This window comes from Jiangella ureilytica, assembly GCF_004348545.1.
Lineage (GTDB): Bacteria > Actinomycetota > Actinomycetes > Jiangellales > Jiangellaceae > Jiangella > Jiangella ureilytica.
The window spans coordinates 24,874-47,190 of record NZ_SMKL01000002.1 but is presented as its reverse complement, the minus strand read 5'-3'; the positions used below and the strand labels follow the sequence as shown (position 1 = coordinate 47,190).

General features: G+C 72.3%; 18 protein-coding genes. 14 read left to right on the top strand and 4 right to left on the bottom strand.

Annotation, left to right across the window (positions count from 1 at the left end):
- Positions 1 to 6: 6 nt before the first annotated feature.
- The 4 genes from E1212_RS01190 (at position 7) to E1212_RS01175 (ending at position 3,747) form a co-directional block, all read left to right on the top strand.
- Complete coding sequence (locus E1212_RS01190; RefSeq protein WP_131977905.1) at positions 7 to 1,221, top strand: enolase C-terminal domain-like protein; 1,215 nt, start codon at positions 7 to 9, stop codon at positions 1,219 to 1,221.
- Positions 1,203 to 2,300: an Ldh family oxidoreductase gene (locus tag E1212_RS01185; RefSeq protein WP_131977902.1), complete on the top strand. Its 1,098-nt coding sequence runs from the start codon at positions 1,203 to 1,205 to the stop codon at positions 2,298 to 2,300. The genes E1212_RS01190 and E1212_RS01185 overlap by 19 nt, the downstream gene beginning before the upstream one ends.
- Positions 2,301 to 2,302: 2 nt before the next feature.
- Positions 2,303 to 2,977 (top strand): RraA family protein, encoded by a 675-nt coding sequence (locus E1212_RS01180; RefSeq protein WP_131977899.1) that lies wholly within the window; start codon positions 2,303 to 2,305, stop codon positions 2,975 to 2,977.
- An 89-nt stretch (positions 2,978 to 3,066) separates the two neighbouring features.
- On the top strand, positions 3,067 to 3,747 hold the full coding sequence (locus tag E1212_RS01175; RefSeq protein WP_162605246.1) for a GntR family transcriptional regulator: 681 nt from the start codon (positions 3,067 to 3,069) through the stop codon (positions 3,745 to 3,747).
- Positions 3,748 to 3,778: 31 nt separating this feature from the next.
- Here the strand turns inward: E1212_RS01175 and E1212_RS01170 are convergent, their stop codons facing one another.
- Positions 3,779 to 4,348 (bottom strand): dihydrofolate reductase family protein, encoded by a 570-nt coding sequence (locus tag E1212_RS01170; RefSeq protein WP_131977893.1) that lies wholly within the window; start codon positions 4,346 to 4,348, stop codon positions 3,779 to 3,781.
- Positions 4,349 to 4,455: 107 nt separating this feature from the next.
- Positions 4,456 to 5,253 carry a thioesterase family protein gene (locus tag E1212_RS01165; RefSeq protein WP_131977890.1) on the bottom strand — a complete coding sequence of 266 codons (798 nt, stop codon included), beginning with the start codon at positions 5,251 to 5,253 and terminating at the stop codon, positions 4,456 to 4,458.
- A 207-nt stretch (positions 5,254 to 5,460) separates the two neighbouring features.
- On the opposite strand from E1212_RS01165, the gene E1212_RS01160 reads away from it, so the two are divergent.
- From E1212_RS01160 to E1212_RS01145, 4 genes are all read left to right on the top strand, one after another.
- The gene (locus E1212_RS01160) at positions 5,461 to 6,726 is read left to right on the top strand and encodes a thioester domain-containing protein (protein ID WP_131977887.1); all 1,266 of its coding nucleotides are present in this window, start codon (positions 5,461 to 5,463) and stop codon (positions 6,724 to 6,726) included.
- 410 nt (positions 6,727 to 7,136) lie between these two features.
- A complete protein-coding gene (gene pdhA, locus E1212_RS01155; RefSeq protein WP_131977884.1) occupies positions 7,137 to 8,276 on the top strand; it encodes a pyruvate dehydrogenase (acetyl-transferring) E1 component subunit alpha in 1,140 nt (379 codons plus the stop codon).
- Positions 8,273 to 9,271, top strand: coding sequence for an alpha-ketoacid dehydrogenase subunit beta (locus tag E1212_RS01150; RefSeq protein WP_131977881.1), 999 nt, complete (start codon positions 8,273 to 8,275; stop codon positions 9,269 to 9,271). The genes pdhA and E1212_RS01150 overlap by 4 nt, the downstream gene beginning before the upstream one ends.
- 11 nt (positions 9,272 to 9,282) lie before the next feature.
- Positions 9,283 to 10,689 (top strand): dihydrolipoamide acetyltransferase family protein, encoded by a 1,407-nt coding sequence (locus tag E1212_RS01145; protein ID WP_131977878.1) that lies wholly within the window; start codon positions 9,283 to 9,285, stop codon positions 10,687 to 10,689.
- An 87-nt stretch (positions 10,690 to 10,776) separates the two neighbouring features.
- On the opposite strand, the gene pcaF is transcribed toward E1212_RS01145, so the two are convergent.
- Positions 10,777 to 11,976: a 3-oxoadipyl-CoA thiolase gene (pcaF, locus tag E1212_RS01140; protein ID WP_131977875.1), complete on the bottom strand. Its 1,200-nt coding sequence runs from the start codon at positions 11,974 to 11,976 to the stop codon at positions 10,777 to 10,779.
- Positions 11,973 to 13,877 (bottom strand): hydroxyphenylacetyl-CoA thioesterase PaaI, encoded by a 1,905-nt coding sequence (gene paaI, locus E1212_RS01135; RefSeq protein WP_131977873.1) that lies wholly within the window; start codon positions 13,875 to 13,877, stop codon positions 11,973 to 11,975. The genes pcaF and paaI overlap by 4 nt, the downstream gene beginning before the upstream one ends.
- Before the next feature lie 97 nt (positions 13,878 to 13,974).
- Between paaI and paaN the strand changes: the two genes are divergently transcribed.
- The 6 genes from paaN (at position 13,975) to E1212_RS01105 (ending at position 22,308) form a co-directional block, all read left to right on the top strand.
- Positions 13,975 to 15,654: a phenylacetic acid degradation protein PaaN gene (gene paaN / locus E1212_RS01130; RefSeq protein ID WP_131977870.1), complete on the top strand. Its 1,680-nt coding sequence runs from the start codon at positions 13,975 to 13,977 to the stop codon at positions 15,652 to 15,654.
- A gap of 178 nt (positions 15,655 to 15,832) precedes the next feature.
- Positions 15,833 to 17,197 (top strand): ABC transporter substrate-binding protein, encoded by a 1,365-nt coding sequence (locus E1212_RS01125; protein ID WP_131977867.1) that lies wholly within the window; start codon positions 15,833 to 15,835, stop codon positions 17,195 to 17,197.
- Positions 17,198 to 17,304: 107 nt separating this feature from the next.
- Positions 17,305 to 18,243, top strand: coding sequence for a carbohydrate ABC transporter permease (locus tag E1212_RS01120; RefSeq protein ID WP_131978219.1), 939 nt, complete (start codon positions 17,305 to 17,307; stop codon positions 18,241 to 18,243).
- Positions 18,240 to 19,154, top strand: coding sequence for a carbohydrate ABC transporter permease (locus E1212_RS01115; protein ID WP_131977864.1), 915 nt, complete (start codon positions 18,240 to 18,242; stop codon positions 19,152 to 19,154). Before E1212_RS01120 ends, E1212_RS01115 begins: the two co-directional genes overlap by 4 nt.
- 34 nt (positions 19,155 to 19,188) lie before the next feature.
- On the top strand, positions 19,189 to 20,199 hold the full coding sequence (locus E1212_RS01110; RefSeq protein ID WP_131977861.1) for a LacI family DNA-binding transcriptional regulator: 1,011 nt from the start codon (positions 19,189 to 19,191) through the stop codon (positions 20,197 to 20,199).
- A 39-nt stretch (positions 20,200 to 20,238) separates the two neighbouring features.
- Positions 20,239 to 22,308 carry a S9 family peptidase gene (locus E1212_RS01105; protein ID WP_131977858.1) on the top strand — a complete coding sequence of 690 codons (2,070 nt, stop codon included), beginning with the start codon at positions 20,239 to 20,241 and terminating at the stop codon, positions 22,306 to 22,308.
- Positions 22,309 to 22,317: the final 9 nt, after the last annotated feature.

Below are 22,317 nucleotides of genomic sequence, written 5' to 3'. Positions count from 1 at the left end.
ACACCGATGAAGATCACGGACATCCGCGCGACGACGGTGGCGATACCGCTCGAGGCGCCGCTGCGGCACGCCAACGGCGGGCACTGGGGCCGGTTCGTGCGCACCATCGTCGAGGTCGACACCGACGAGGGGCTGACCGGCCTGGGCGAGATGCGCGGCGCGGGCAGGGCCACCGAGGACGCGTTCCGGGGGCTGCTGCCGTACCTGCAGGGCCACGACCCGTTCGACCTCGAGGCGATGCGGTTCAAGCTGCTCAACCCGACCGCCGCGCTGTACGGCAACCGCACCCACCTGCACGCGGCGCTGGAATTCGCCTGCATCGACCTGATGGGCAAGGCGCTCGGCCTGCCCGCCTCGCAGCTGCTCGGGGGACGGCTGCGCGACCGGGTCGAGTTCGGGTCGTACCTGTTCTTCCGCTACCCGAACGAGGACGGCTCGGGTGAGGTCCGCACCGCCGAGCAGCTCGCGGCGCACACGCTGGACCTCAAGGAGCGCTTCGGCTTCCGCACGCACAAACTCAAGGGCGGCGTCTTCCACCCCGACTACGAGCGCGACGCCTACGAGGCGGTGGCCGAGGCGGCGCCCGGGGACGGGCTGCGCTACGACCCGAACTCGGTGCTCAGCGTCGAGGAGTCGATCCGGTTCGCCCGCGGCATCGAGCACCTGCGCAACGACTACTTCGAGGACCCGACCTGGGGTCTCAACGGCATGCGCCGGGTGCGCGAGGCGATCACCATCCCGACCGCGACGAACACCGTCGTCGTGAACTTCGAGCAGCTGGCCGCCAACGTGCTGCAGCCCGCGGTCGACGTCATCCTGCTCGACACCACGTTCTGGGGCGGCATCCGGCCGTGCGTCAAGGCGGCGGGGGTGTGCGAGACGTTCCAGCTCAGCGTCGCCATGCACTCGTCAGGTGAGCTGGGCATCGGGCTGGCCACCATGCTGCACCTCGGCGCGGTGCTGCCGGCACTGCCGTTCGCCGTCGACACCCACTACCACCACCTGGCCGACGACGTCATCGTCGGCGGCAAGATGACCTATGAGAACGGCACCATCGCCGTCCCCGACGGGCCCGGGCTCGGCGTGGTGCTCGACCCGGACAAGATGGCGAAGTACTCGGAGCTGTTCCAGAAGGTCGGCAACTACACCTACGACCGCGACCCCGCCCGGCCGGACTGGTACCCCCTGATCCCGAACGAGCGGTGGGCCGACCCCGCATGACGCCGGCCGACCCGATCCCGCTCGAGGTCCTGCGGGCGCACTGCGCCGCCGTGCTGGGCTCGACGGGGCTCCCGGCGGCGACGGCGGACCTGGTGGCCGGCTCGCTGGTCGACGCCGAGGCGCGCGGCATCGACTCGCACGGCGTGGTCCGGCTGCGGGTCTACGCGTCGCGGCTGAAGTCCGGTGCGGTCGACCCGCTGGCCGTCCCGGTGACCGAGCACGACGGCGCCGCGGCCCGGGTCGACGCGCGCAACGCCGTCGGCCAGCTGGGCGCGCTGACCGGGCTGGAAGCCGCGGTCGCGCTGGCCGGAGCGCACGGCGTGGGCGTGGCCGGGGTCGCGAACTCCAACCACTGCGGCACGCTGGCCTACCTGACCCGCCGGGCGGCCACGGAGGGGTTCGCCGTCGTCGCCCTCTCCAACGCCCCGCCGACCATGACGTACCACGGCGGCCGCGGCCGCGCCGTCGGCACCAACCCGCTGAGCATCGCCGTCCCGCGCGCGGGCGGACCGCCGCTGGTGCTCGACATCGCGACCAGCGCCACCGCCCGCGGCAAGGTCATCGTCGCCGAGCAGCAGGGCCGGCCGATCCCGCCGGGCTGGGCGGTCGACACCGAGGGCCGGCCGACCACCGACGCCACCGCGGCGCTGGCCGGCTCGATGCTGCCGTTCGCCGGGCCGAAGGGGTCGGGCCTGGCGATGATGATCGAGCTGCTGTGCGGCGGCCTGGTGGCCGGGGTGACGGGGCACGCACTGGGCGACATGTACCTGCACCCGGACCGCCAGCAGCGCGTCAGCCACCTGTTCCTCGCCCTCGACCCCGGCCGCTGGCTGGGCCGCGAGGCGTTCGCCGCGCACGTCGAGGGGTTCGCCCGCGAGGTGCACGACCTGCCGCCGGCCGACGGTGTCGAGCGCGTCCTGTTGCCCGGCGAGGTCGAGGACGCCGCCCTGGCCGCGGCCGAGCGCGACGGGGTCCGGCTCTCCGCCGCCGCGCGGGCCGAGCTGGACGCCGTCGCCGCCGAGTTCGGCCTGCCGCACCGCCGCCTGCCCACGCGCCCGTCCACCCCGGAGATGGAGTGACCATGCCCGTCGACTGCCCGATCCACCCGGCTACGCCGCTGCCACCGTCAGAGCTGGTCGACCGGCTGCGCAAGCTTGCGACGTCGCTGGTCTCCGACGTGTTCGGCCGGTGGGCCGGCGCGCCCGGGCTGCTGCCCGTCGCCGGGCTCGCCACCGGCCGGGTGGTGGCCGGGCCGGCGCTGACCGTGCGCACCCGGCCGGGCGACAACCTCGTCGTGCACAAGGCGCTCGACCTCGCCCGGCCCGGCGAGGTGCTGGTGGTGGCGGGCGGCGGGCAGACCGACCGGGCGGTGCTCGGCGGGCTCATGGGCCAGTACGCGAGCACGCGCGGGCTGGCCGCCCTGGTCGTCGACGGCGCCGTGCGCGACCGGGCCGACCTCGCCGCGCTGGCGCCGCCGGTGTTCGCCGCGGGCGTGAGCCACCTCGGGCCGTACAAGGACGGCCCCGGCGAGCTGCGCGGACCGGTCGCGCTGGCCGGCGTGGCGGTGGCCGACGGCGACCTCGTCATCGGCGACGCGGACGGCATCGCCGTCATCCCGCGCGGGCGGGCCGAGGAGATCGTGGCGCTGGCCGAGGAGAAGCGGTCGGCCGAGGAGGCGGAGCGGCGGGCGATCGAGGCCGGGACCTGGGACCGCGCCTGGATCGATGCCGCCCTGCGGATGGTGGAGCTGCCGTGACGCGTTACGGATCAACATCCGGAACACACGATACTGTTCTCGGAAGACCAGACGGGCCGTCTGCGCAGATGAATGGGGTGGAACCGACCGTGACGTCCCTGCAGCCCATCGAGACCGTCCAGCTGGGCGACCGCGCCTTCGAGTCCATCCGCGAGGCCATCGTCCGCACCGAGCTGCCCCCGGGCGCGCCGGTCAAGGACCGCGAGCTCGCCGAGCTGCTCGGCCTGAGCCGCACCCCGGTGCGCGAGGCGCTGCACCGGCTCGAGGCGGCCGGCCTGCTCACCCCGCGCGGCCGCGGCGGCTGGGTGGTCACCCCGTTCTCCGAGCAGGACGTGCACGAACTGTTCGAGCTGCGCCGCCGGCTCGAGCCCGCCGGCCTCGACCGCCTCGAGGAGGAGCCCGACGACGACGCCATCGAGCGCATCGCCACCTTCTTCGACGGCTACGAGCACCCGATTCTGCCCGACACGTTCGACGACTACTTCGGCCACGACCACTCGTTCCACACGTTCCTGGTCGCGTGCAGCAAGAACGCGCGGCTGCAGGGGTTCTACGCCGTCATCGAGAACCACATCGTCCGGGGGCGGCACTACCTCTCGTCGGGGGTGCCGCAGCGCATCGACGACACCCTCGACGAGCACACCGGCATCGCCGAGGCGGTCGGGCGGCGCGACTTCGAGCTGGCCCGGCAGCGGCTGCTCGCCCACCTGCGCACCGGAGAGGCGCGCATGACCGAGCAGCTGCGGCAGAAGCTCGCGGCCGGCGACTGACGGCCGGCCCGGGCCGGAACGACGTGCCGGGTCAGCTGGTCCTGACCGCGTAGCGCAGCAGCGCCAGGCCGTTGTCGAACGCGGTGGCCTCGATCAGCTCGAGGTCGTGCGCACCCTCGAAGACGCGCCTTCCCTTGCCGCGCGACACCGGGCACACCAGCATGCGGACCTCGTCGACGAGGCCGGCGTCCAGCAGCGACTGCATGAGGGTCAGGCTTCCCCACAGCCAGATGTCCTTGCCGCTGTTCTCCTTGAGCTCCCTGACGGTGGCGACGGGGTCGGGCGTCACGGTCGCGGCGGGGAACTCGCCCCAGGGGGCGTCGTCCAACGTCGACGAGGCGACGAACTTCGTGAGGGCGTTGAGCTTCTGCCCGTACTCGCCCTGGTCGTCGGCGGTCGGCCAGTAGCCCACGGACTGGGCGTAGGTGTTCGCGCCGAGGATCATCGTGTCGACCGAGTCGATGAACCCCATGACGGAGTCCTTGAACGCCGGGTTGGTCCTCTCGGAGAACGGCTCCCCCGATACGAAGCCGAGCCCGCCGTCCTCCTCCGCGGCGATGTTGTCCACGGTCACCCACTGCTGAGCGATGAGCTTGCGCATGATGGTTCCTCACGTCGTCGCGCGGTCCGTCCTGGCCGCTGGTGAACCTGGGACGGAGCCGGCGCGGCGTTCTCGACACGCTGGCGAGAACTCGGCCGGAGGCCTGTTCAGGTGACGCGGATGCGGGCCAGCTGGCGCGACTGCGCGACCAAAGCGCCGTCGGCGTCGTAGACCTCGGCCTCCTCGTCGAACCAGCCGTCGCGGACCAGCCGGCCGCGCAGGTGCACCGTCAGCCAGCCCGGCGCCGGCAGGCTGCGCGTCAGCACCGACAGCTGCACGGTGGGAGCCCAGCCCAACCGGCCGAGGCCGAACACCGTCGGCGGCAGCGAGTCGACCGCCAGCGCCAGCACCACGGGGTCGGGCTGGGTGCCGTCGACCAGCCGGACGTGGCCGCGCATGGACAGCTGGCCGGCCGGGCGGCCGGAGAACCAGCCGAGGGTCTGCGGGTCAAGCCGCAGGTCGACGTGCTCGAGCAGGCCGACATGAGTGCCGTCGGGGAGGTCGACGACGGCACGGATGCACTCGTCGACCGGCGCCACCGGCTCCGGCGGCGGGCCGACCCACTCGACCGGCGAGGTGCGCGAGAGCGTGCTGGTGGTGACCGTGGCCTCGACCCGCGGCTCGTCGTCCTGGACCAGCGTCGCGCGCAACGTCTCGATGGTGCGGCCGGTGCGCACGACGTCGACCTTCACCTGCGCCGGCCCGGCCGTGGGCGGGGTCACGAAGTGCGCATTGGTGGTCACCGGGTGCGGGTGGGCGGACTCGCCGAGCACGGCGCGCAGGATCAGCGCGAGCAGGTAGCCGCCGTTCGGCACCTCGCCCACCGACCAGGTCCCGTCGATGTCGACGCTGTGCAGGCCCGGGGAGACCTGGCGCGTAGCCGACGCTTCGTCGAAGTCAGGCACGGGTCAAGACCCTATGCGACTCCGCCCGGCACCGACAGGGGGTGCGGCGACGTCCGGGATGTCCCGGACTTCCCGAAACATAGCCGTTTCCACTAGGATGCCCACGCTAGGGGGGCTTTCTGAGTCATGTCTGTGATTCCTTGCGTGTCGTTCCGTGCTGGTGCGCGCGCTCATTTTCCTGAGCATTGACGTTCTCTAAGGAGACACATGTCCATTCATCCGGCCCGGCGCCGCCTCGGCGCCGGCGCGCTGGCAGCCGGCCTGCTGGCCGGAGCCGCGTTCCTCACACCCGCCGCCGCGTCGGAGTTCGAGCTGACCGGCGTCGAGCCCCGGGCGAACCTCGACCCCGGCGGTCACGACTTCGCCTATGACGTGAACCGGACCGACGTCGAGGACGCCACTGTCGAAGGCGTCCTGTTCGGCCTCCGTGCCGACGACGGGGCGCTGCTGCAGGCCTACTGTGTCGAGATCAACGTGCCCATCGCCGACGACGAGGTCGAGATGTCCGAGGTGCCCTGGGACGCCTACCCGGAGCCGGATGCGCCGTTCACCGAGAACTCGCCGAAGATCCTCTGGGTACTGCGACACTCGTATCCCGTCGTATCGGTCGACGAGATCGAGGCCGCGCTGTCCGATGTCTCGTTCAACGACGGGCTGTCGGTCGACGAGGCGATCACCGCCACTTCGGCGGCCGTGTGGACGTTCAGCGACAACATCACCGTCGACCTCGAGGACATCACCACCGAGAACGACGAGATCGACGCCGACGTCCGAGCGGTCTACGAGTACCTCACCGGTGAGGAGAACGTCGGCATCGGCGAGCAGCCGGAGCCTGCGTTGTCGCTGGATCCGACGTCGCTGTCGGGCGAGGCCGGTTCGGTTCTCGGCCCGTTCACCGTCAGCACGAACGCCGAGACGGTGGACGTCACCGCGGACCTGCCCGAGGGCGTCGAGCTGGTCGACGGCGACGGCGCCCCGCTGGGTGGCCAGGTGGGCGACGGCGACACGTTCGGCGTCGACGTGCCCGAGGACGCCGAGGCGGGCGACGGCACCGTGCGGCTGCACGCCGAGGCGAACCTGAGCACCGGACGGCTGTTCGTGGGCTCCACCGAGGAGATCCGCACGCAGTCGCTGATCCTGGCCCAGTCGGAGAAGACCGAGCTCACCGTCGAGGGAACGGTAGACTGGACCGCCAAGCCGACCGAGACGCCGACGCCCACGCCGAGCGAGACGCCGTCCGAGACGCCGACCCCGACGCCGTCGGAGACCCCCTCGGAGACGCCGACCCCGACGCCATCGGACAGCCCGTCCGAGACGCCCAGCCAGAGCCCGACGCCGTCGCCCAGCGACAGCCCGGACGAGGACCTGCCGGACACCGGCAGCTCGCCGGCCACGCTGCTGGCCCTCGGGCTGGGCCTCATCACCGCGGCCGCGTTCCTGCTGCGCCGCCGGTTCAGCGGCGCTTCCGAGTAACACGAGTCAGGCAGAACACCTCGCGAGCCGCGCGGTGCGTCCCGACGGACGCGCCGCGCGGCTCGTGTCGTCTCAGGTCAGGCGCGCGGCTTACGAGGACGACAGAGGACTTGTGCGGTCAGTGCAGCGTCCGGGCAAGGAAGTTTGTCCGGAACGACGAGCCTCCGAGCGATCCCCAGCGGGCAGGCTGGCAGGAGGTGCTGCAGGATGGAGCCCCACCTGCCGCCTCGGTGCATCCGTCCGACCCCGGATCTGGGTACCGTTGCGGTAGCGAGGTCGTGACTTCGGTCACGGTCATGCACCGCGGCGAGGCGTGAGGACCCACCCGTAGTCCTCACCCACGCCGCCGGTGGTCACGAGGAGCAGGCTCCCGCGGCAATCCTGCGGAGCCGACGACGTGAAGGAGACACATGACTGTCGAGACGGCGGCCGGGGACACCCCGCCCGAACCCGAGCTCGTCCAGCTGCTCACCCCCGAGGGCCAGCGCGTCCCCAGCGAGCACTACGACCCCCTCATCGCCGACATCACCGGCGATGACGTCCGGTCCATGTACCGCGACCTGGTGCTGGGCCGCCGCGTCGACAGCGAGGCCGTCGCCCTGCAGCGCCAGGGCGAGCTGGGCCTGTGGGCCAGCCTGCTGGGCCAGGAGGCGGCGCAGGTCGGCTCCGCCCGCGCGCTGCGCCCCCAGGACCACGTCTTCCCGACGTACCGCGAGCACGCGGTCGCGCTGTGCCGCGGCGTCGACCCGGTGAAGTTGCTGGCGCTGTTCCGCGGCGTCGACCAGGGCAGCTGGGACGCCGTCGAGACGCACTTCCACCTCTATACGATCGTCATCGGCGCGCAGACACTGCACGCCACCGGCTACGCCATGGGCATCCAGCGCGACGGCGCCATCGGCACCGGCGACCCCGACCGCGACGCCGCCGTCATCGCCTACTTCGGCGACGGCGCCACCAGCCAGGGCGACGTCAACGAGGCGTTCATCTGGGCCAGCGTCACCAACGCGCCGGTCGTGTTCTTCTGCCAGAACAACCAATGGGCCATCTCCGAGCCGCTGGAGCGCCAGACGCGGGTGCCGCTGTACCGCCGGGCCGCGGGCTTCGGCTTCCCCGGCGTCCGCGTCGACGGCAACGACGTGCTGGCCTGCCTCGCCGTCACCCGCGAGGCGCTGCAGCGGGCCCGCGACGGCGAGGGTCCCACGCTGGTCGAGGCGTTCACCTACCGCATGGGCGCGCACACGACCACCGACGACCCCACCCGGTACCGGCTCAACGCCGAGCTCGAGCACTGGAAGCTCAAGGACCCCATCGAGCGGGTGAAGGCGTTCATGGTCCGCGGCGACCTCGCCGACCAGGCGTTCTTCGACGGCGTCGAGGAGGAGGCCGACGAGCTGGCCGTGCACCTGCGGGCGGCCTGCCGGGCGCTGCCCGACCCCACGCCGACCTCGATCTTCGACCACGTCTACGTCGAGCCCACGCCCGACCTCGTCGCCCAGCGCGAGTCCATGACGGCCCATCTGGACAGCTTCGAAGAGGAGGCGGCGCGATGACCGACCAGCCCACGGGTGTGCAGAAGCTCAACATCATCAAGGCCATCAACGCCGGCTTGCGCCGGTCCATGGAGAACGACGCCAAGGTCCTGGTCATGGGCGAGGACGTCGGCAAGCTCGGCGGCGTCTTCCGCGTCACCGACGGCCTGCAGAAGGACTTCGGCGAGGACCGCGTCATCGACACCCCGCTCGCGGAGTCCGGCATCATCGGCACCGCGGTCGGCCTGGCGCTGCGCGGCTACCGCCCGGTCTGCGAGATCCAGTTCGACGGGTTCGTCTTCCCCGGCTACGACCAGATCGTCAGCCAGGTCGCGAAGATGCACTTCCGCTCCGGCGGGCGGCTGCGCCTTCCCATCGTCATCCGCATCCCCTACGGCGGCAGCATCGGCGCCGTCGAGCACCACAGCGAGAGCCCCGAGGCGACCTTCGCCCACATCCCGGGCCTCAAGGTGGTCACCTGCTCCAACCCGCTCGACGCGTACTGGATGATCCAGCAGGCGATCCGGCTCGACGACCCCGTGGTGTTCTTCGAGCCGAAGCGTCGCTACTACGAGAAGGCCGAGGTCGACCTCGACGGCGAGCCCGACCTGCCGCTGGAGTCCGCCCGCGTGGCGCTGCCCGGCACCGACGCCACGGTCGCGGCGTACGGCCCCATGGTGAAGACCTGCCTCGACGCCGCGGCGGCCGCCGCCGACGACGGCCGGTCGCTCGAGGTCATCGACCTGCGTTCGTTGTCGCCGCTGGACCTGCGCGCGGTGTACGACTCCGTCCGCCGCACCGGCCGGCTGGTCATGGTGCACGAGGCGCACCGCACCCTCGGCGTGGGCGCCGAGGTGGCCGCCCGGGTCACCGAGCAGTGCTTCTACTCCCTCGAGGCGCCGGTCCAGCGGGTCACCGGCTACGACACCCCGTATCCGCCGGCGCGGGTCGAGGAGGAGTACCTCCCCGACCTCGACCGCGTGCTCGACGCCGTCGACCGCACGTTCGCCTACTGAGGAGGGTCTGCATGAGTGTGTCGCAGTTCAACCTCCCCGACGTCGGCGAAGGGCTGACCGAGGCGGAGATCGTGTCCTGGAAGGTCAAGCCCGGCGACCACGTCGAGGTCAACGACGTCATCGTCGAGATCGAGACGGCGAAGTCGCTGGTCGAGCTGCCCTGCCCGTTCGCCGGTGTGGTCCAGACCCTGCTGGTCGACGAGGGCACCACGGTCGACGTCGGCACCCCGATCATCGCGGTCCGCACCGGCGACGGCGGCGGCTCGGCGCCCGCGCCGGGTTCCGCCGGGGTCGTCGGCGGGCCGGCCGAGGACATGGTGCCCACGCCGCCGGCGCCCGAGGCCGGGCCCGAGGGGGAGCGGCAGGCCGTCCTCGTCGGCTACGGCCCGCGCACCACCGCGGCGAAGCGGCGGGCGCGGAAGACGGCCGAGCCGGCGGTGGCTGCGGCAGCGCCGGTCGCGCCCGTCGCCGAGCCGGAGCCGGTCGCGCCCGTCGCCGAGCCGGAGCCGGTCGCCGCACCGGCCGAGCGGGTGTCGGTGCTGGCCAAGCCGCCCGTGCGCAAGCTGGCCAAGGACCTCGGCGTCGACCTCGCCGCCGTCGTCCCGACCGGTCCCCACGGCACCATCTCGCGCGACGACGTCCAGGCGGCGGTCGCCGCACCCGCTCCCACGGCGGCGCCGAGCCCGACGCCGTCGGGCACCGGCTGGAACGGCCTGCCGCGGCAGGAGCGGGTCGCCATCCGCTCGGTCCGCAAGGCGACCGCGAGAGCGGTCACCACGTCGGCGTTCTCCGCGCCGCACGTCACCGAGTTCGTCACCGTCGACGTCACCCGCACCATGAAGCTGGTCGACCGGCTGCGCGACTCCCGCGAGTTCCGCGACGTCAAGCTGTCTCCGCTCGCGGTGCTGGCCAAGGCGGTCTGCATCGCGGCCCGCCGCACGCCCGACGTCAACGCCCGCTGGGACGAGACGGCCGGCGAGATCGTCTTGCAGCGCTACGTGAACCTCGGCATCGCCGCGGCCACCCCGCGCGGGCTGGTCGTGCCGAACGTCAAGGACGCCGACCGCCTGCCGCTGCGCGAACTGGCCGTGGCGATCAACCAGCTGGCCGCCACGGCCCGCGAGGGCAGGACGCCGCCCGAGGACATGCTCGGCGGCACCATCTCCATCACCAACGTCGGCGTCTTCGGCGTCGACACCGGCACCCCGATCCTGCCGCCCGGCGAGGCGGCCATCGTCGCGTTCGGCGCGGTGCGCAAGCAGCCGTGGGTGCACAAGGACCAGGTGAAGCCGCGCTGGGTCACCACGCTCGCGCTCTCGTTCGACCACCGCCTGGTCGACGGCGAGCAGGGGTCACGGTTCCTGGCCGACCTCGCGGCGCTGCTCGAGGACCCGGGCAACGCTTTGGTCTGGAGCTGAGCCCGCTGTGCCATGAGCACCTGTACGCACCGGCGCGTACAGGTGCTCATGGTACCGGCACTCGGTGAGCGGCCGCTCAGGCCGGGCTCAGGGCCGCTCCAGCAGCACCGCGATCCCCTGGCCCACCCCGATGCACATGGTGGCGAGCGCGTGCCGCGAGCCGCGCCGCTGCAGCTCCAGTGCCGCCGACAGCGCGATGCGGGCGCCGCTCATGCCGAGCGGGTGGCCCAGCGCGATGGCGCCGCCGTTCGGGTTCACGTGCTCGGCGTCGTCGGGCAGCCCGAGCAGGCGCAGGCAGGCCAGCGCCTGGGCGGCGAACGCCTCGTTGAGCTCGACGTTGCCGACGCCGGCCATCGCGACGCCGGCTCGGGCGAGCACCTTGCGGGTGGCCGGCACCGGGCCGAGGCCCATGACCCGCGGCTCGACGCCCGCGGTGGCGGCGCCGGCGATGCGGGCCAGCGGCTCGACTCCGTGGCGCTCGACGGCCGCGGCGCTCATGACCAGCAGCGCGGCGGCGCCGTCGTTGACGCCGGAGGCGTTGCCGGCGGTGACGGTGCCGTCGGGCCGCACGACCGGCCGCAGCTTCGCCAGCGCCTCGAGCGAGGTCTCGCGCGGGTGCTCGTCGAGGTCGACGGTGACCGGCTCGCCCCGCCGCTGGGGCACGGTGACGGAGACGATCTCGGCCGCCAGCTCCTTGCGCCGGGCGGCCACTCGCTGCTGGCTGCGCAGCGCGAACGCGTCCTGGTCGGCGCGGGCGATCCCGTGCTCGGTGGCGACGTTCTCGGCGGTCGCGGGCATCGCGTCGGTGCCGTAGGCGGCCTCGAGCGCCGGGTTGACGAACCGCCAGCCGATGGTGGAGTCGTAGACCTGCGCGGTGCCGCGGTCGAACGCGACCTGCGCCTTGGGCAGCACGAACGGCGCCCGCGACATCGACTCCACCCCGCCGGCCACGACGACGTCGGCCTCACCGGTGCGCACGGTCCGGGCGGCGTAGGCGAGGGCGTCGAGGCCGGAGCCGCAGAGCCGGTTCACCGTCACGCCGGGCACCGACGCGGGGTAGCCGGCCAGCAGGACGGCCATGCGGGCGACGTTGCGGTTGTCCTCGCCGGCCTGGTTGACGCAGCCGAGCACGACCTCGTCGACGACGTCGGCCGGCACCTCGGGGTGTCGCTCCAGCAGCGCGCGCAGCACGTGCGCCGCGAGGTCGTCGGGGCGCACGGGCGACAGTGCGCCGCCGTACCGCCCGATCGGGGTGCGGACGCCGTCGACCAGGAACGCCTCGGTCATGTCTCCTCCTCGTCGGGCACGAGCGTGCCGGGGATCTCGCGCGACCGGCCGCGGAACTCCGCGATCGTCGCGCCGTCGCGGTAGACGGTGACGTCGCAGACGCCGGTCCGCCCGGACCGGTACCGCTCGTTCGCGACCGCCAGCAGGTCGTCACCCTCATGGGCGGGTGCCAGGAACGTGATGTCGCCGCCCTGCGCGACGGTGCGCCGGTTGTGGGTGTTGCAGGCGACGGCGAACGCGCTGTCGGCGAGGGCGAAGATCAGGCCGCCGTGGCAGACGCCGTGCCCGTTGACCATGTCCGGCCGGACCCGCATGCGCACCATTGCGGTGCCGAGCGAGACCTGCTCGACCGTCATGCCCAGCGCCTGCGAGGCCGCGTCGGCCGCCCACATCGCCTCGGACGCGCGGCGGGCCAGGTCGTCGTACCCGGCCACGTCGGGGTCGTCGCGCCGGCCGCCGGCCTCGAGAGCGCGGCGGCGCAGCTGCGGCGAGACGCGGTAGCGGCCGGGGTCCTCGGCCGCCGCGAGCGCGTCCAGGACACCCGCGACCCACTGCCAGCCGAGCGCCGAACCCCACTCGTACGGGCCGCGCGGGTAGTTCACGCCGAGCCGCATCGCGGTGTCGACGTCCTCGGCCGTGGCGACGCCGGAGTCGACGGCGTCGGCGGCCGCGGCGGCGAGCGTCGCCACCGTCCGCGCCACCACGAGGCCGGGGGTGTCCGGCAGCACCGTGACGGCGTGACCGAGCCCCTGCAGGAACCCGATCGCCGCCTCGACGTGCTCCTTGGGTGCGTGCTCCGGCGCCGCGATGCCCAGCCGTACCGCCGCCCGATCGAGGGCCAGGTCGACGAGCACGACGGTGCTCGGGCCGCCACCGGTGTGCTGGGCAGCGGTGCGCCCGTCCGTGAGCCGCAGCTCGACGTCGCCGTTGCCGGCGCGCCACCCCGGCGTCGACGGATCGAATCCGCCGGAGCTCGCCCAGGCCGTCGGCCCGCTCGCCACCGGCTCGGCGGTCGACGGGGCCGGGCGGGGCGCGTCGTCGCCGCCGTAGATGCCGCCGCCGGTCTTGCGGCCCAGCCGGCCGTCGGCGACCAGGCGCTCCTGCAGCACCGACGGTGTGAAGCGCGGGTCGCGGCCGAACGCCTCCCACACCGAGCGGCTCACCGCGAGGTTGACGTCGTGCCCGATGAGGTCGGCCAGCTCGAACGGGCCCATGCGGAAGCCACCGGACTCGCGCAGCAGCGCGTCGACGGTCGCGGCGTCGACCGAGCCCGCCTCGAGCAGCCGGAACGCCTCGCCGTAGTACGGCCGGGCCACGCGGTTGACGATGAAGCCGGGCGTCGACGCGGCCCGCACCGGCGTCTTGCCCCAGGCCGCCGCCGTCGCCACCAGCAGGTCGGCGACGCCGTCGTCGGTGCGGGCGCCGCTGACCACCTCGACCAGCGGCAGCAGCGGTGCGGGGTTGAAGAAGTGCAGTCCCGCGACCCGGGCGGGAGCCGCCAGCGACTCGGCGACGGCGTCGACGGACAGCGACGACGTGTTGGTGGCGAGGACGGCGTCGGGCCCGCAGACCGCCTCGAGCCCGGCGAACAGCGCCCGCTTCACCTCGAGGTCCTCGACCACCGCCTCGACGACCAGGCCGCAGCCGGCCAGGTCCTCCAGGGTGCCGACGGCGCGCAGCCGCGTCGCGGCGTCCTCGGCCTCCTCCTGGAGCAGCCGGCCCTTGTCGACCGCGCGGGCCAGGTGGGCGAAGATGGTCTCGACGGCGGCCGCCGCGGCGCCGTCGGCCGCGTCGTAGACCCGCACCTCGTGCCCGGCGACCGCGGCCACCTGAGCGATGCCGGCGCCCATGGTGCCGGCGCCGACGACGCCGACGGGCACGGAACGAGCGATCGCCTCCATAGGACCGAGTCTCTCCCCTCGTGGACGGGCACCAGGTCGCTATGACAGAGTGGAGCCAACTGTGCGCTAGTTTGTCACATGCTCTGGAGGTCCCGCGATGTCGCTGGGCAGTCTGATCGAACGACACCGCGACCTGCTCGGCCAGGCCGAGGCGGCCATCGCGGACCGTGCCTTCTTCTCGGCCTACCCGGAGTCGCCCAGCCCGCGCGTGTACGGCGAGACCGCGGCCGCCGACGGTCTGGCGGCGCACGAGGCTCGGCTCGGTACGGACTTCCCGCTCGAGACGCCCGGCGCCGAGGGCGCCGTCGCCACCGAGGTCAGCCCCTTCGGCCCCGAGCTCGGCATCCGCTACCCGCGGGTGCCGGCCATCGACGAGGCCGTGACGACGCTGCTCAGCGCCGCGCGGGCGGCCGTCCCCGGCTGGCGCGACGCCGGCCCCGACGCCCGTGCCGCGGTCTGCCTGGAGGCGCTGTCCCGGCTGCACGGGCGCATCTTCGAGCTCGCCCAGGCGGTCATGCACACGTCCGGCCAGGCGTTCGTCATGGCGTTCCAGGCCGGCGGCGCGCACGCGCTGGACCGCGCGCTGGAGGCCGTGGCCTACGCGCACGCCGAGCAGTCCCGCGTCCCCGCCGAGGCGTTGTGGGAGAAGCCGGCCAAGGGCGAGCCGCTGCGGATGACCAAGACGTTCCACCTGGTCCCGCGCGGTGTCGCGCTGGTGATCGGCTGCAACACGTTCCCGACGTGGAACTCGTGGCCCGGCCTGTTCGCGTCGCTGGCCACCGGCAACGCCGTCGTCGTCAAACCGCATCCGAACGCCGTCCTGCCCCTGGCCATCACCGTGCAGGCGATCCGCGAGGTGCTCGGCGAGCACGGGTTCGACGCCGACCTCGTCACGCTCGCCGCCGAGGACCCCGCCGACCGGCTGGCCGCCGTCCTCGCCGTCCGGCCCGAGGTCCGCATCGTCGACTTCACCGGCTCGACGGCGTTCGGCGACTGGCTCGAGGAGCACGCGCGCCAGGCCGTCGTGTTCACCGAGAAGGCCGGCCTGAACACCGTCGTCGTCGACTCCACCGACGACCTGCGGGGGCTGGTCGGCAACCTCGCGTTCTCGCTCAGCCTCTACACCGGCCAGATGTGCACCGCGCCACAGAACGTGTTCGTGCCGCGCGACGGCATCCTCACCGACCAGGGCACGATCACCTTCGACGAGTTCGGCGCCGCGCTCGCGGGCGCGATCGACAAGCTGCTCGGTGACGACGCCCGCGCGGTCGAGATCCTGGGCGCCGTGGTCAACGACGGCGTGCGCGAGCGCGTCGACGCGCTGGCCGGCGACGGCGGCACCGTCCTGGCAGCGCGCTCGATCACCCACCCGGCCTGGCCCGGCGCCACCGTCCGCACGCCGGCTGTCGTCGCCGTCGACGTCGCCGACGAGGAGCGCTACTCCGCCGAGTGCTTCGGACCCGTCTCGTTCCTCATCGCGGCCGACTCCACGGCGCAGGCCCTGGAGCGGTTCGCGGCGTCGGTCCAGGAGCACGGCGGCATGACGGCGTCGGTCTACTCGACCGACCCGGCCGTGCTGGAGGCGGCCGAGCAGGCCGCGCTCGAGGCCGGCGTGCCGCTGTCGGTGAACCTCACCGGCGGCGTCTTCGTCAACCAGTCGGCGGCGTTCTCGGACTTCCACGGCACGGGCGCCAACCCGGCCGCGAACTCGTGCATCACCGACTCCGCGTTCGTCGCCTCGCGGTTCCGGGTGGTGACCGCACGCAGGCATGCCTGAGCTGTTCCGTGTCACATTTCACATACGCGCGGGCGGCGTGACGTAATCGTTACGGCGAAGTTGCCGATGGGCTCTTGCAATTTCGGAGCGTAAACGTTTTCGTTCATGCACTAGTACACGCATTGGGATTCGAGCGGCAGGTGCTCGGACCGATCCCTTCTGGGAGGGAGACAGACACATGGCGAAGAGCAGCGCCCGCAAGGGCTGGGCGACTGTCGGCCTCGCTGCAAGCGTGTCGCTCGTCCTTGCCGCTTGTGGTGGCGACGACGGCGGCGACGACACCGCAGGCGGCGGGGAGACGGGCGGGGACAGCGCCGACTGCGATTTCGCGGCCGACTACGGTGACCTCGAGGGCACCGAGATCACGGCCTACAGCACCATCGTGGCGCCGGAGGACGCGCCTCTGGAGGCGTCGTTCGACGCGTTCGAGGAGTGCACCGGCGCGACGGTCGTCTACGAGGGCTCCGACGAGTTCGAGGCACAGCTGCCGATCCGCATCCAGGGCGGTTCGCCGCCCGACCTCGCGATCATTCCGCAGCCGGGTCTGCTGGCCTCGCTGGTCCGTGACTACGACGCGGTCATCCCGGTGCCGGACGAGGCGCGAGCCAACGTCGAGGCCTCGTTCGACCCGTCGTGGATCGAGTACGGCACCGTCGACGGCACCTACTACGGCACGCCGTTCGGCGCGAACGTGAAGTCCTTCGTCTGGTACTCGCCGTCGGCGTTCGAGGGCGCCGGCTACGAGGTGCCGGAGACATGGGACGACCTGATCACGCTGTCGGACCAGATCGTCGAGGACGGGGGCCTGCCCTGGTGCGCCGGCTTCGGCTCCGGCGACGCGACCGGCTGGCCGGGCACCGACTGGGTCGAGGAGGTCATGCTCCGCACCGCGGGCGCCGATGTCTACGACCAGTGGTACAAGCACGAGATCCCGTTCAACGACCCGCAGGTCGTCGAGGCGTTCGACACGGTCGGCGAGATCCTCAAGAACGACCAGTACGTCAACGGCGGGCTCGGCGACGTCGCCAGCATCGCCACCACGCGGTTCGAGGACGCCGGCCTGCCCATCCTCGACGGCAACTGCTGGATGCACCACCAGGCGTCGTTCTACCAGGCCAACTGGGGCGAGGGCGTCGAGGTCGCGGAGGACGGCGACGTGTTCGCGTTCTACCTCCCCGGCATCGAGGAGGAGCACGGCAACCCGGTCCTCGGCGGCGGTGAGTTCGTGGCCGCGTTCGCCGAGCGTCCGGAGGTCCAGGCCTTCCAGACCTACCTGTCGAGCGACCACTGGCACGCCGAGCGGGCCAGTCACGGCAACTTCGTCTCGGCGAACCGGACCGTGCCGATCGACGCCTACGAGAGCCCGGTCAACCAGCTCTCGGCCGAGATCATCCAGGACCCCGAGGCGGTGTTCCGGTTCGACGCGTCGGACCTGATGCCGGCCGAGGTCGGGACCGTCGCCTTCTGGACGGGCATGGTCGACTGGGTCACCGGTGCGGAGACCCAGGAGACGGTCGACGCCATCGAGGCCGCCTGGCCGTGAGCGGGTGAGGTGGGGGCGAGCACGACGCTCGCCCCCACCTCTCTGCTGCCCCGTCCTCCTGCGTCTAGAGGTGGTGACACGTGGACAACTTCGAGAAGTTCGGCCAGATGGCGCTGGCGGTGGTGCTGTTCGTCGGTGTCATGGGCGCGATCCTGCTGCTCGTGGGCCGGGCCCGGCGGCGCGTCGACATCTGGCAGTCGCTGGCGTTCGTGCTGCCGGCGCTGCTCCTGCTGGGCGTCGGGCTGATCTACCCGGCGATCCGCACCATGTACCAGTCGCTCTTCGACCGCACCACTGACGAGTTCCTCGGTCTCGACAACTTCACCGAGATCTTCACCAACTCGGACATGCTGATCGTCCTGCGCAACACGGCGATCTGGGTGATCGTGACGCCGATCGTGGCGACGTTCATCGGCCTGGTCTACGCCGTGCTGGTCGACCGCAGCCGGGTCGAGGCGTTCGCCAAGGCCGTCATCTTCCTGCCCATGGCCATCTCGCTGGTCGGCGCGTCGATCATCTGGCGCTACGTCTACGAGTACCGGCCGGACCAGCAGAACATCGACCAGGTCGGTCTGCTCAACCAGCTCCTCGTGTGGGTGGGGCTGGAGCCGCGGCACTTCCTCGTCGACTCGCCGTGGAACACGCTGTTCCTCATCGTCGTCATGATCTGGGTGCAGGCCGGGTTCGCCATGACGGTGCTGTCGGCGGCCATCAAGGCGATCCCGTCCGACATCACCGAGGCGGCCCAGCTCGACGGCCTCACCGGGGTGCGGATGTTCCGCTACATCACCGTGCCGAGCATCCGGCCGGCGCTCATCGTGGTGCTGACGACCATCTCGATCGGCACCCTCAAGGTCTTCGACATCGTCCGCACCATGACCGGTGGGCAGTTCGACACCAGCGTCGTGGCGAACGAGTTCTACACGCAGGGCTTCCAGCTGGGTGACACGGGCCTTGCGTCCGCGCTGGCCGTCCTGCTGTTCATCCTGGTGATCCCGATCGTTGCCTACAACGTCCGACAGCTGCGAAAGGCGGACCTGCGATGACCGCCGCGATCCCCACGCCCGCGCTCCAGGAGGAGTTGGCCACGGTCGAGCCGGCCACCATCACCGGCCGGACCCGCAAGCGGCTGACCTCGCGCTGGGCATCGCTCTTCGCGCTGGTCATCGCCGTGCTGTGGACCATTCCGACGTTCGGGCTGCTGCTGACCTCGTTGCGCCCCGAGATGGACATCCGCACGTCCGGCTGGTGGACCTGGTTCTCGGACCCGCAGCTGACCCTGGCCAACTACGACGAGGTGCTCTACGGCGGCACGTCGCTGTCGACGTACTTCGTCAACTCGATCGTCATCACGATCCCGTCGGTGGTCATCCCGGTCTCCATCGCCTGCCTGGCGTCGTACGCGTTCGCCTGGATGAAGTTCCCGATGCGCGACACCCTGTTCGTCGCCGTGTTCGCGCTGCAGATCGTGCCGCTGCAGGTGGCGCTGATCCCGCTGCTGCGCCTCTTCGTCGACGCCGATCTCAACGGGACGTTCTGGCCGCTGTGGATCTCGCACACGATCTTCGCGCTACCCCTGGCGATCTTCCTGCTGCACAACTTCTTCCGCGAGGTGCCCGGCGAGTTGATGGAGGCGGCCCGGGTCGACGGCGCGGGGCACGTGACGATCTTCCTGCGGATCATGCTGCCGCTGGTGACCCCGGCGATCGCGGCGTTCGCGATCTTCCAGTTCCTCTGGGTCTGGAACGACCTGCTGGTCGCGATCACCATGGCGACCGGCGCCCAAGAGATCCAGCCGCTGACCGCGCGACTGGCCGAGCTCTCCGGCAGCCGGGGCAGCACCTGGCACCTGCTGTCGGCGGGCGCCTTCGTGTCCATCGTCGTCCCGGTCATCGTGTTCGTGTTCCTCCAGCGCTACTTCGTCCGAGGATTGCTCGCAGGCAGCGTCAAGGGGTGACCCTGGACCCGTCTGCGGCGGAGAGATCTGTGCGATGACCGGAATCGTCGACGTCGCGGCTCGAGCCGGGGTGTCGGTGGCGACGGTGTCCCGGGCGCTGCGCGGGCTGCCAGGGGTGTCGGCCACCACCCGGCGGCTCGTGCAGGACATCGCGGCCGAGCTGGGCTACGTCGCGTCGCCCAGTGCGGCCGGCCTGCCCACCGGCCGCACGGGCGCCGTCGCCGTCGTGTCCCCGGTCGCCCGCGGCTGGTACTTCACCGCCGTGCTCGAGGGCGCGCAGGAGGTGCTGACGCAACACGGCTATGACGTGCTCCGCTACGACCTCTCCGAGGTCGAGACCAACCGGCGCAAGGTCTTCGACACCCAGCTGCTGCGCAAGCGCGCCGACGGCCTGCTGATCATGAGCCTGCCGCTCGACGCCGACGAGGTCGCCGCGCTGCACGCCATGCACCGGCCGGTCATGGTGGTCGGGCCCATCGTGCCGGGCATCTCCTCGGTCCGGGTCGACGACGTCGAGGTGGGCCGGCAGGCCACCCGGCACCTGGTCGAGCTCGGCCACCGGGTCATCGCGTTCGCCGGCGGCGACCCCGACGACCACCTCGGCTTCCCGGTATCGCCGGACCGCCGGCTCGGCTACGTCGAGGTGCTGCGGTCCGTCGGGGTCGAGGCCGACCCGCGGCTCTCGGTGCCGGCCAAGTTCACCGTCGAGGCCGGCATCGCCGCCTACGGGGAGCTGTCCGCCCTCGACGTGGTGCCGACGGCCGTGTTCGCGGTGTCCGACGAGGTCGCCATGGGCATCATCTACGCCGCCCGGCAGCACGGCGTGCGGGTGCCCGAGGACCTCTCGGTCATCGGCGTCGACGACCACGACCTGTCCTGGCTGTTCGGGCTGAGCACCGTCGCGCAGGACGTCCGCGAAGAGGGCCGGCTGGCGGCGGCCGCGCTGGTCGACCGGCTGCGCTCCGGCATCGACAGCGAGCCGTCCGTCATGACCGTCCCGACCAAGCTCATCGCCCGGACCAGCACGGCGCCATTGCGTACGTAGTCCTGTCAGCGGGCCGTAACGGCGTGATAGGTAAGAAAGGTGACAGAGACCACGCCGGAGACCCCGGACACCCCACCCACTCCGTTCCACGACCTGGACGCCTACGTGGCACTGCCGCGCACCGGCGGGCTGACGCTGTCACCCGACGGCACCCGGCTGGTGACCGCCGTGTCCACGCTCAACCCCGACTCCACCAAGTACGTCACGGCCCTCTGGGACGTCGACCCCGCCGGGGAGCGCCCGGCCCGGCGGCTCACCCGCAGCGCCAAGGGCGAGAGCGGCGCGGCGTTCCTGCCCGACGGCTCGCTGCTGTTCGGCTCGGCCCGCCCAGATCCCGCCGGCTCCGAAGATGCGGACGACTCCGTTCCTCTGTTGTGGCTGCTGCCGGCCGGCGGCGGCGAGGCGCGCGTCGTCGCGAAGCGTCCCGGTGGTGTCGGCGGCGTGGTCGTCGCCCGCGAGTCCGGCACCGTCGTCGTCGCCTCCAGCACGTTCCCGTCGTCCACCGACCTCGAGTCGGAGGAGAAGCGGCGCAAGGAGCGCAAGGAGAAGAAGGTCAACGCGATCCTGCACGAGCGCTATCCGGTGCGGTACTGGGACCACGACCTCGGACCCGACGCGCCGCGGCTGTTCGCCGGCACGCTGCGCGACGGCGAGTCCCCGCTCGACGACCCCGCGGTCGAGCTTCGCGACCTCACGCCCGACGCGGGCCGCTCGCTCGACTCCGCCGGCTACGACGTCAGCCCCGACGGCGGCACCGTCGTCTCCGTCTGGAACAAGCCCGAGCGCGGCGGCTTCCGCCAGGTGCTGGTGGTCATCGACGTCGCGACCGGCGAGCGCCGCGTCCTCGCAGACGTCGACGACCACGAGTTCGAGGCGCCGAGGTTCAGCCCCGACGGCGCCACGGTGGCGGCCGTCCAGGGCAAGCGGTCGACGCCCACGGAGCCGGTCGACCAGGAGCTCGTCCTCGTCACGCTCGCCGACGGCGCCATCCGCTCGCTCACCGCCGACTGGGACCGCTGGCCGGGCGCGCCCGTGTGGACGCCCGACGGCACCGCGATCCTCTTCTCCGCCGACGACGACGGCCGCGCCCCGGTGTTCCGGATCGACGTGGCGAGTGGCGAGATCACGAAGCTCACCGCCGACGACTACGCCTACTCCGACCTCGTCGTCTCGCCCGACGGCCGGACCGTCTACGCGCTGCGCACGTCGTACCTCGAGCCGCCGCGGCCGGTGCGCCTGTCCGCGACGGAGGCCGGCCAGCAGTCGTCGCCGCTGCCGGCGCCGGCGCCCGTGCCGGAGCTTCCCGGCACGCTGACCGAGGTCGAGGCCACAGCCACCGACGGCGTCCGCGTGCGGTCCTGGCTGGCGCTGCCCGAGGGCGCCTCGGCGACCAGCCCGGCGCCGCTGCTGCTGTGGATTCACGGCGGCCCGCTCGGCTCGTGGAACGCGTGGTCGTGGCGGTGGAACCCGTGGCTGGCGGTCGCGCAGGGCTACGCCGTCCTGCTGCCCGACCCCGCGCTGTCCACCGGCTACGGCCTCGACTACGTCCGCCGCGGCTGGGGCGCGTGGGGCAAGGCGCCGTTCACCGACCTCATGGCGGCCACCGACGCCGCCGTGGCCCGCGACGACATCGACGAGACCCGCACTGCCGCCATGGGAGGCTCGTTCGGCGGCTACATGGCCAACTGGGTGGCCGGCAACACCGACCGCTTCGACGCCATCGTCACCCACGCCAGTCTGTGGGCGCTCGACCAGTTCGGGCCCACCACCGACGCCGCCTTCTACTGGGTCAAGGAGATGACGGCCGAGATGGCGGCGGCCAACTCGCCGCACCACCACGTCGACTCCATCACCACCCCCATGCTCGTCATCCACGGCGACCGCGACTACCGGGTGCCCATCGGCGAGGCGCTGCGGCTCTGGTTCGAGATCGCCTCACGTGCCGAGGCCGAGGACGGCGAGATCCCGCACAAGTTCCTCTACTTCCCCGACGAGAACCACTGGATCCTCACCCCGCAGCACGCGAAGGTCTGGTACCAGACGGTCTTCGCCTTCCTGGCCCACCAGGTGCTCGGCAAGGACTGGGAGACGCCGGCGATCCTCACCTGATCGCCGGCG

What these genes read in the sequence shown, in the direction of transcription:
- E1212_RS01170 (WP_131977893.1), bottom strand. Translation starts at nt 4,348, where the DNA reads ATGCGCAAGCTCATCGCTCAGCAGTGGGTGACCGTGGACAACATCGCC.
- E1212_RS01150 (WP_131977881.1), top strand. Translation starts at nt 8,273, where the DNA reads ATGACCGACCAGCCCACGGGTGTGCAGAAGCTCAACATCATCAAGGCC.
- pdhA (WP_131977884.1), top strand. Translation starts at nt 7,137, where the DNA reads ATGACTGTCGAGACGGCGGCCGGGGACACCCCGCCCGAACCCGAGCTC.
- E1212_RS01115 (WP_131977864.1), top strand. Translation starts at nt 18,240, where the DNA reads ATGACCGCCGCGATCCCCACGCCCGCGCTCCAGGAGGAGTTGGCCACG.
- E1212_RS01110 (WP_131977861.1), top strand. Translation starts at nt 19,189, where the DNA reads ATGACCGGAATCGTCGACGTCGCGGCTCGAGCCGGGGTGTCGGTGGCG.
- E1212_RS01190 (WP_131977905.1), top strand. Translation starts at nt 7, where the DNA reads ATGAAGATCACGGACATCCGCGCGACGACGGTGGCGATACCGCTCGAG.
- pcaF (WP_131977875.1), bottom strand. Translation starts at nt 11,976, where the DNA reads ATGACCGAGGCGTTCCTGGTCGACGGCGTCCGCACCCCGATCGGGCGG.
- paaI (WP_131977873.1), bottom strand. Translation starts at nt 13,877, where the DNA reads ATGGAGGCGATCGCTCGTTCCGTGCCCGTCGGCGTCGTCGGCGCCGGC.
- E1212_RS01145 (WP_131977878.1), top strand. Translation starts at nt 9,283, where the DNA reads ATGAGTGTGTCGCAGTTCAACCTCCCCGACGTCGGCGAAGGGCTGACC.
- paaN (WP_131977870.1), top strand. Translation starts at nt 13,975, where the DNA reads ATGTCGCTGGGCAGTCTGATCGAACGACACCGCGACCTGCTCGGCCAG.
- E1212_RS01125 (WP_131977867.1), top strand. Translation starts at nt 15,833, where the DNA reads ATGGCGAAGAGCAGCGCCCGCAAGGGCTGGGCGACTGTCGGCCTCGCT.
- E1212_RS01180 (WP_131977899.1), top strand. Translation starts at nt 2,303, where the DNA reads ATGCCCGTCGACTGCCCGATCCACCCGGCTACGCCGCTGCCACCGTCA.
- E1212_RS01120 (WP_131978219.1), top strand. Translation starts at nt 17,305, where the DNA reads ATGGCGCTGGCGGTGGTGCTGTTCGTCGGTGTCATGGGCGCGATCCTG.
- E1212_RS01160 (WP_131977887.1), top strand. Translation starts at nt 5,461, where the DNA reads ATGTCCATTCATCCGGCCCGGCGCCGCCTCGGCGCCGGCGCGCTGGCA.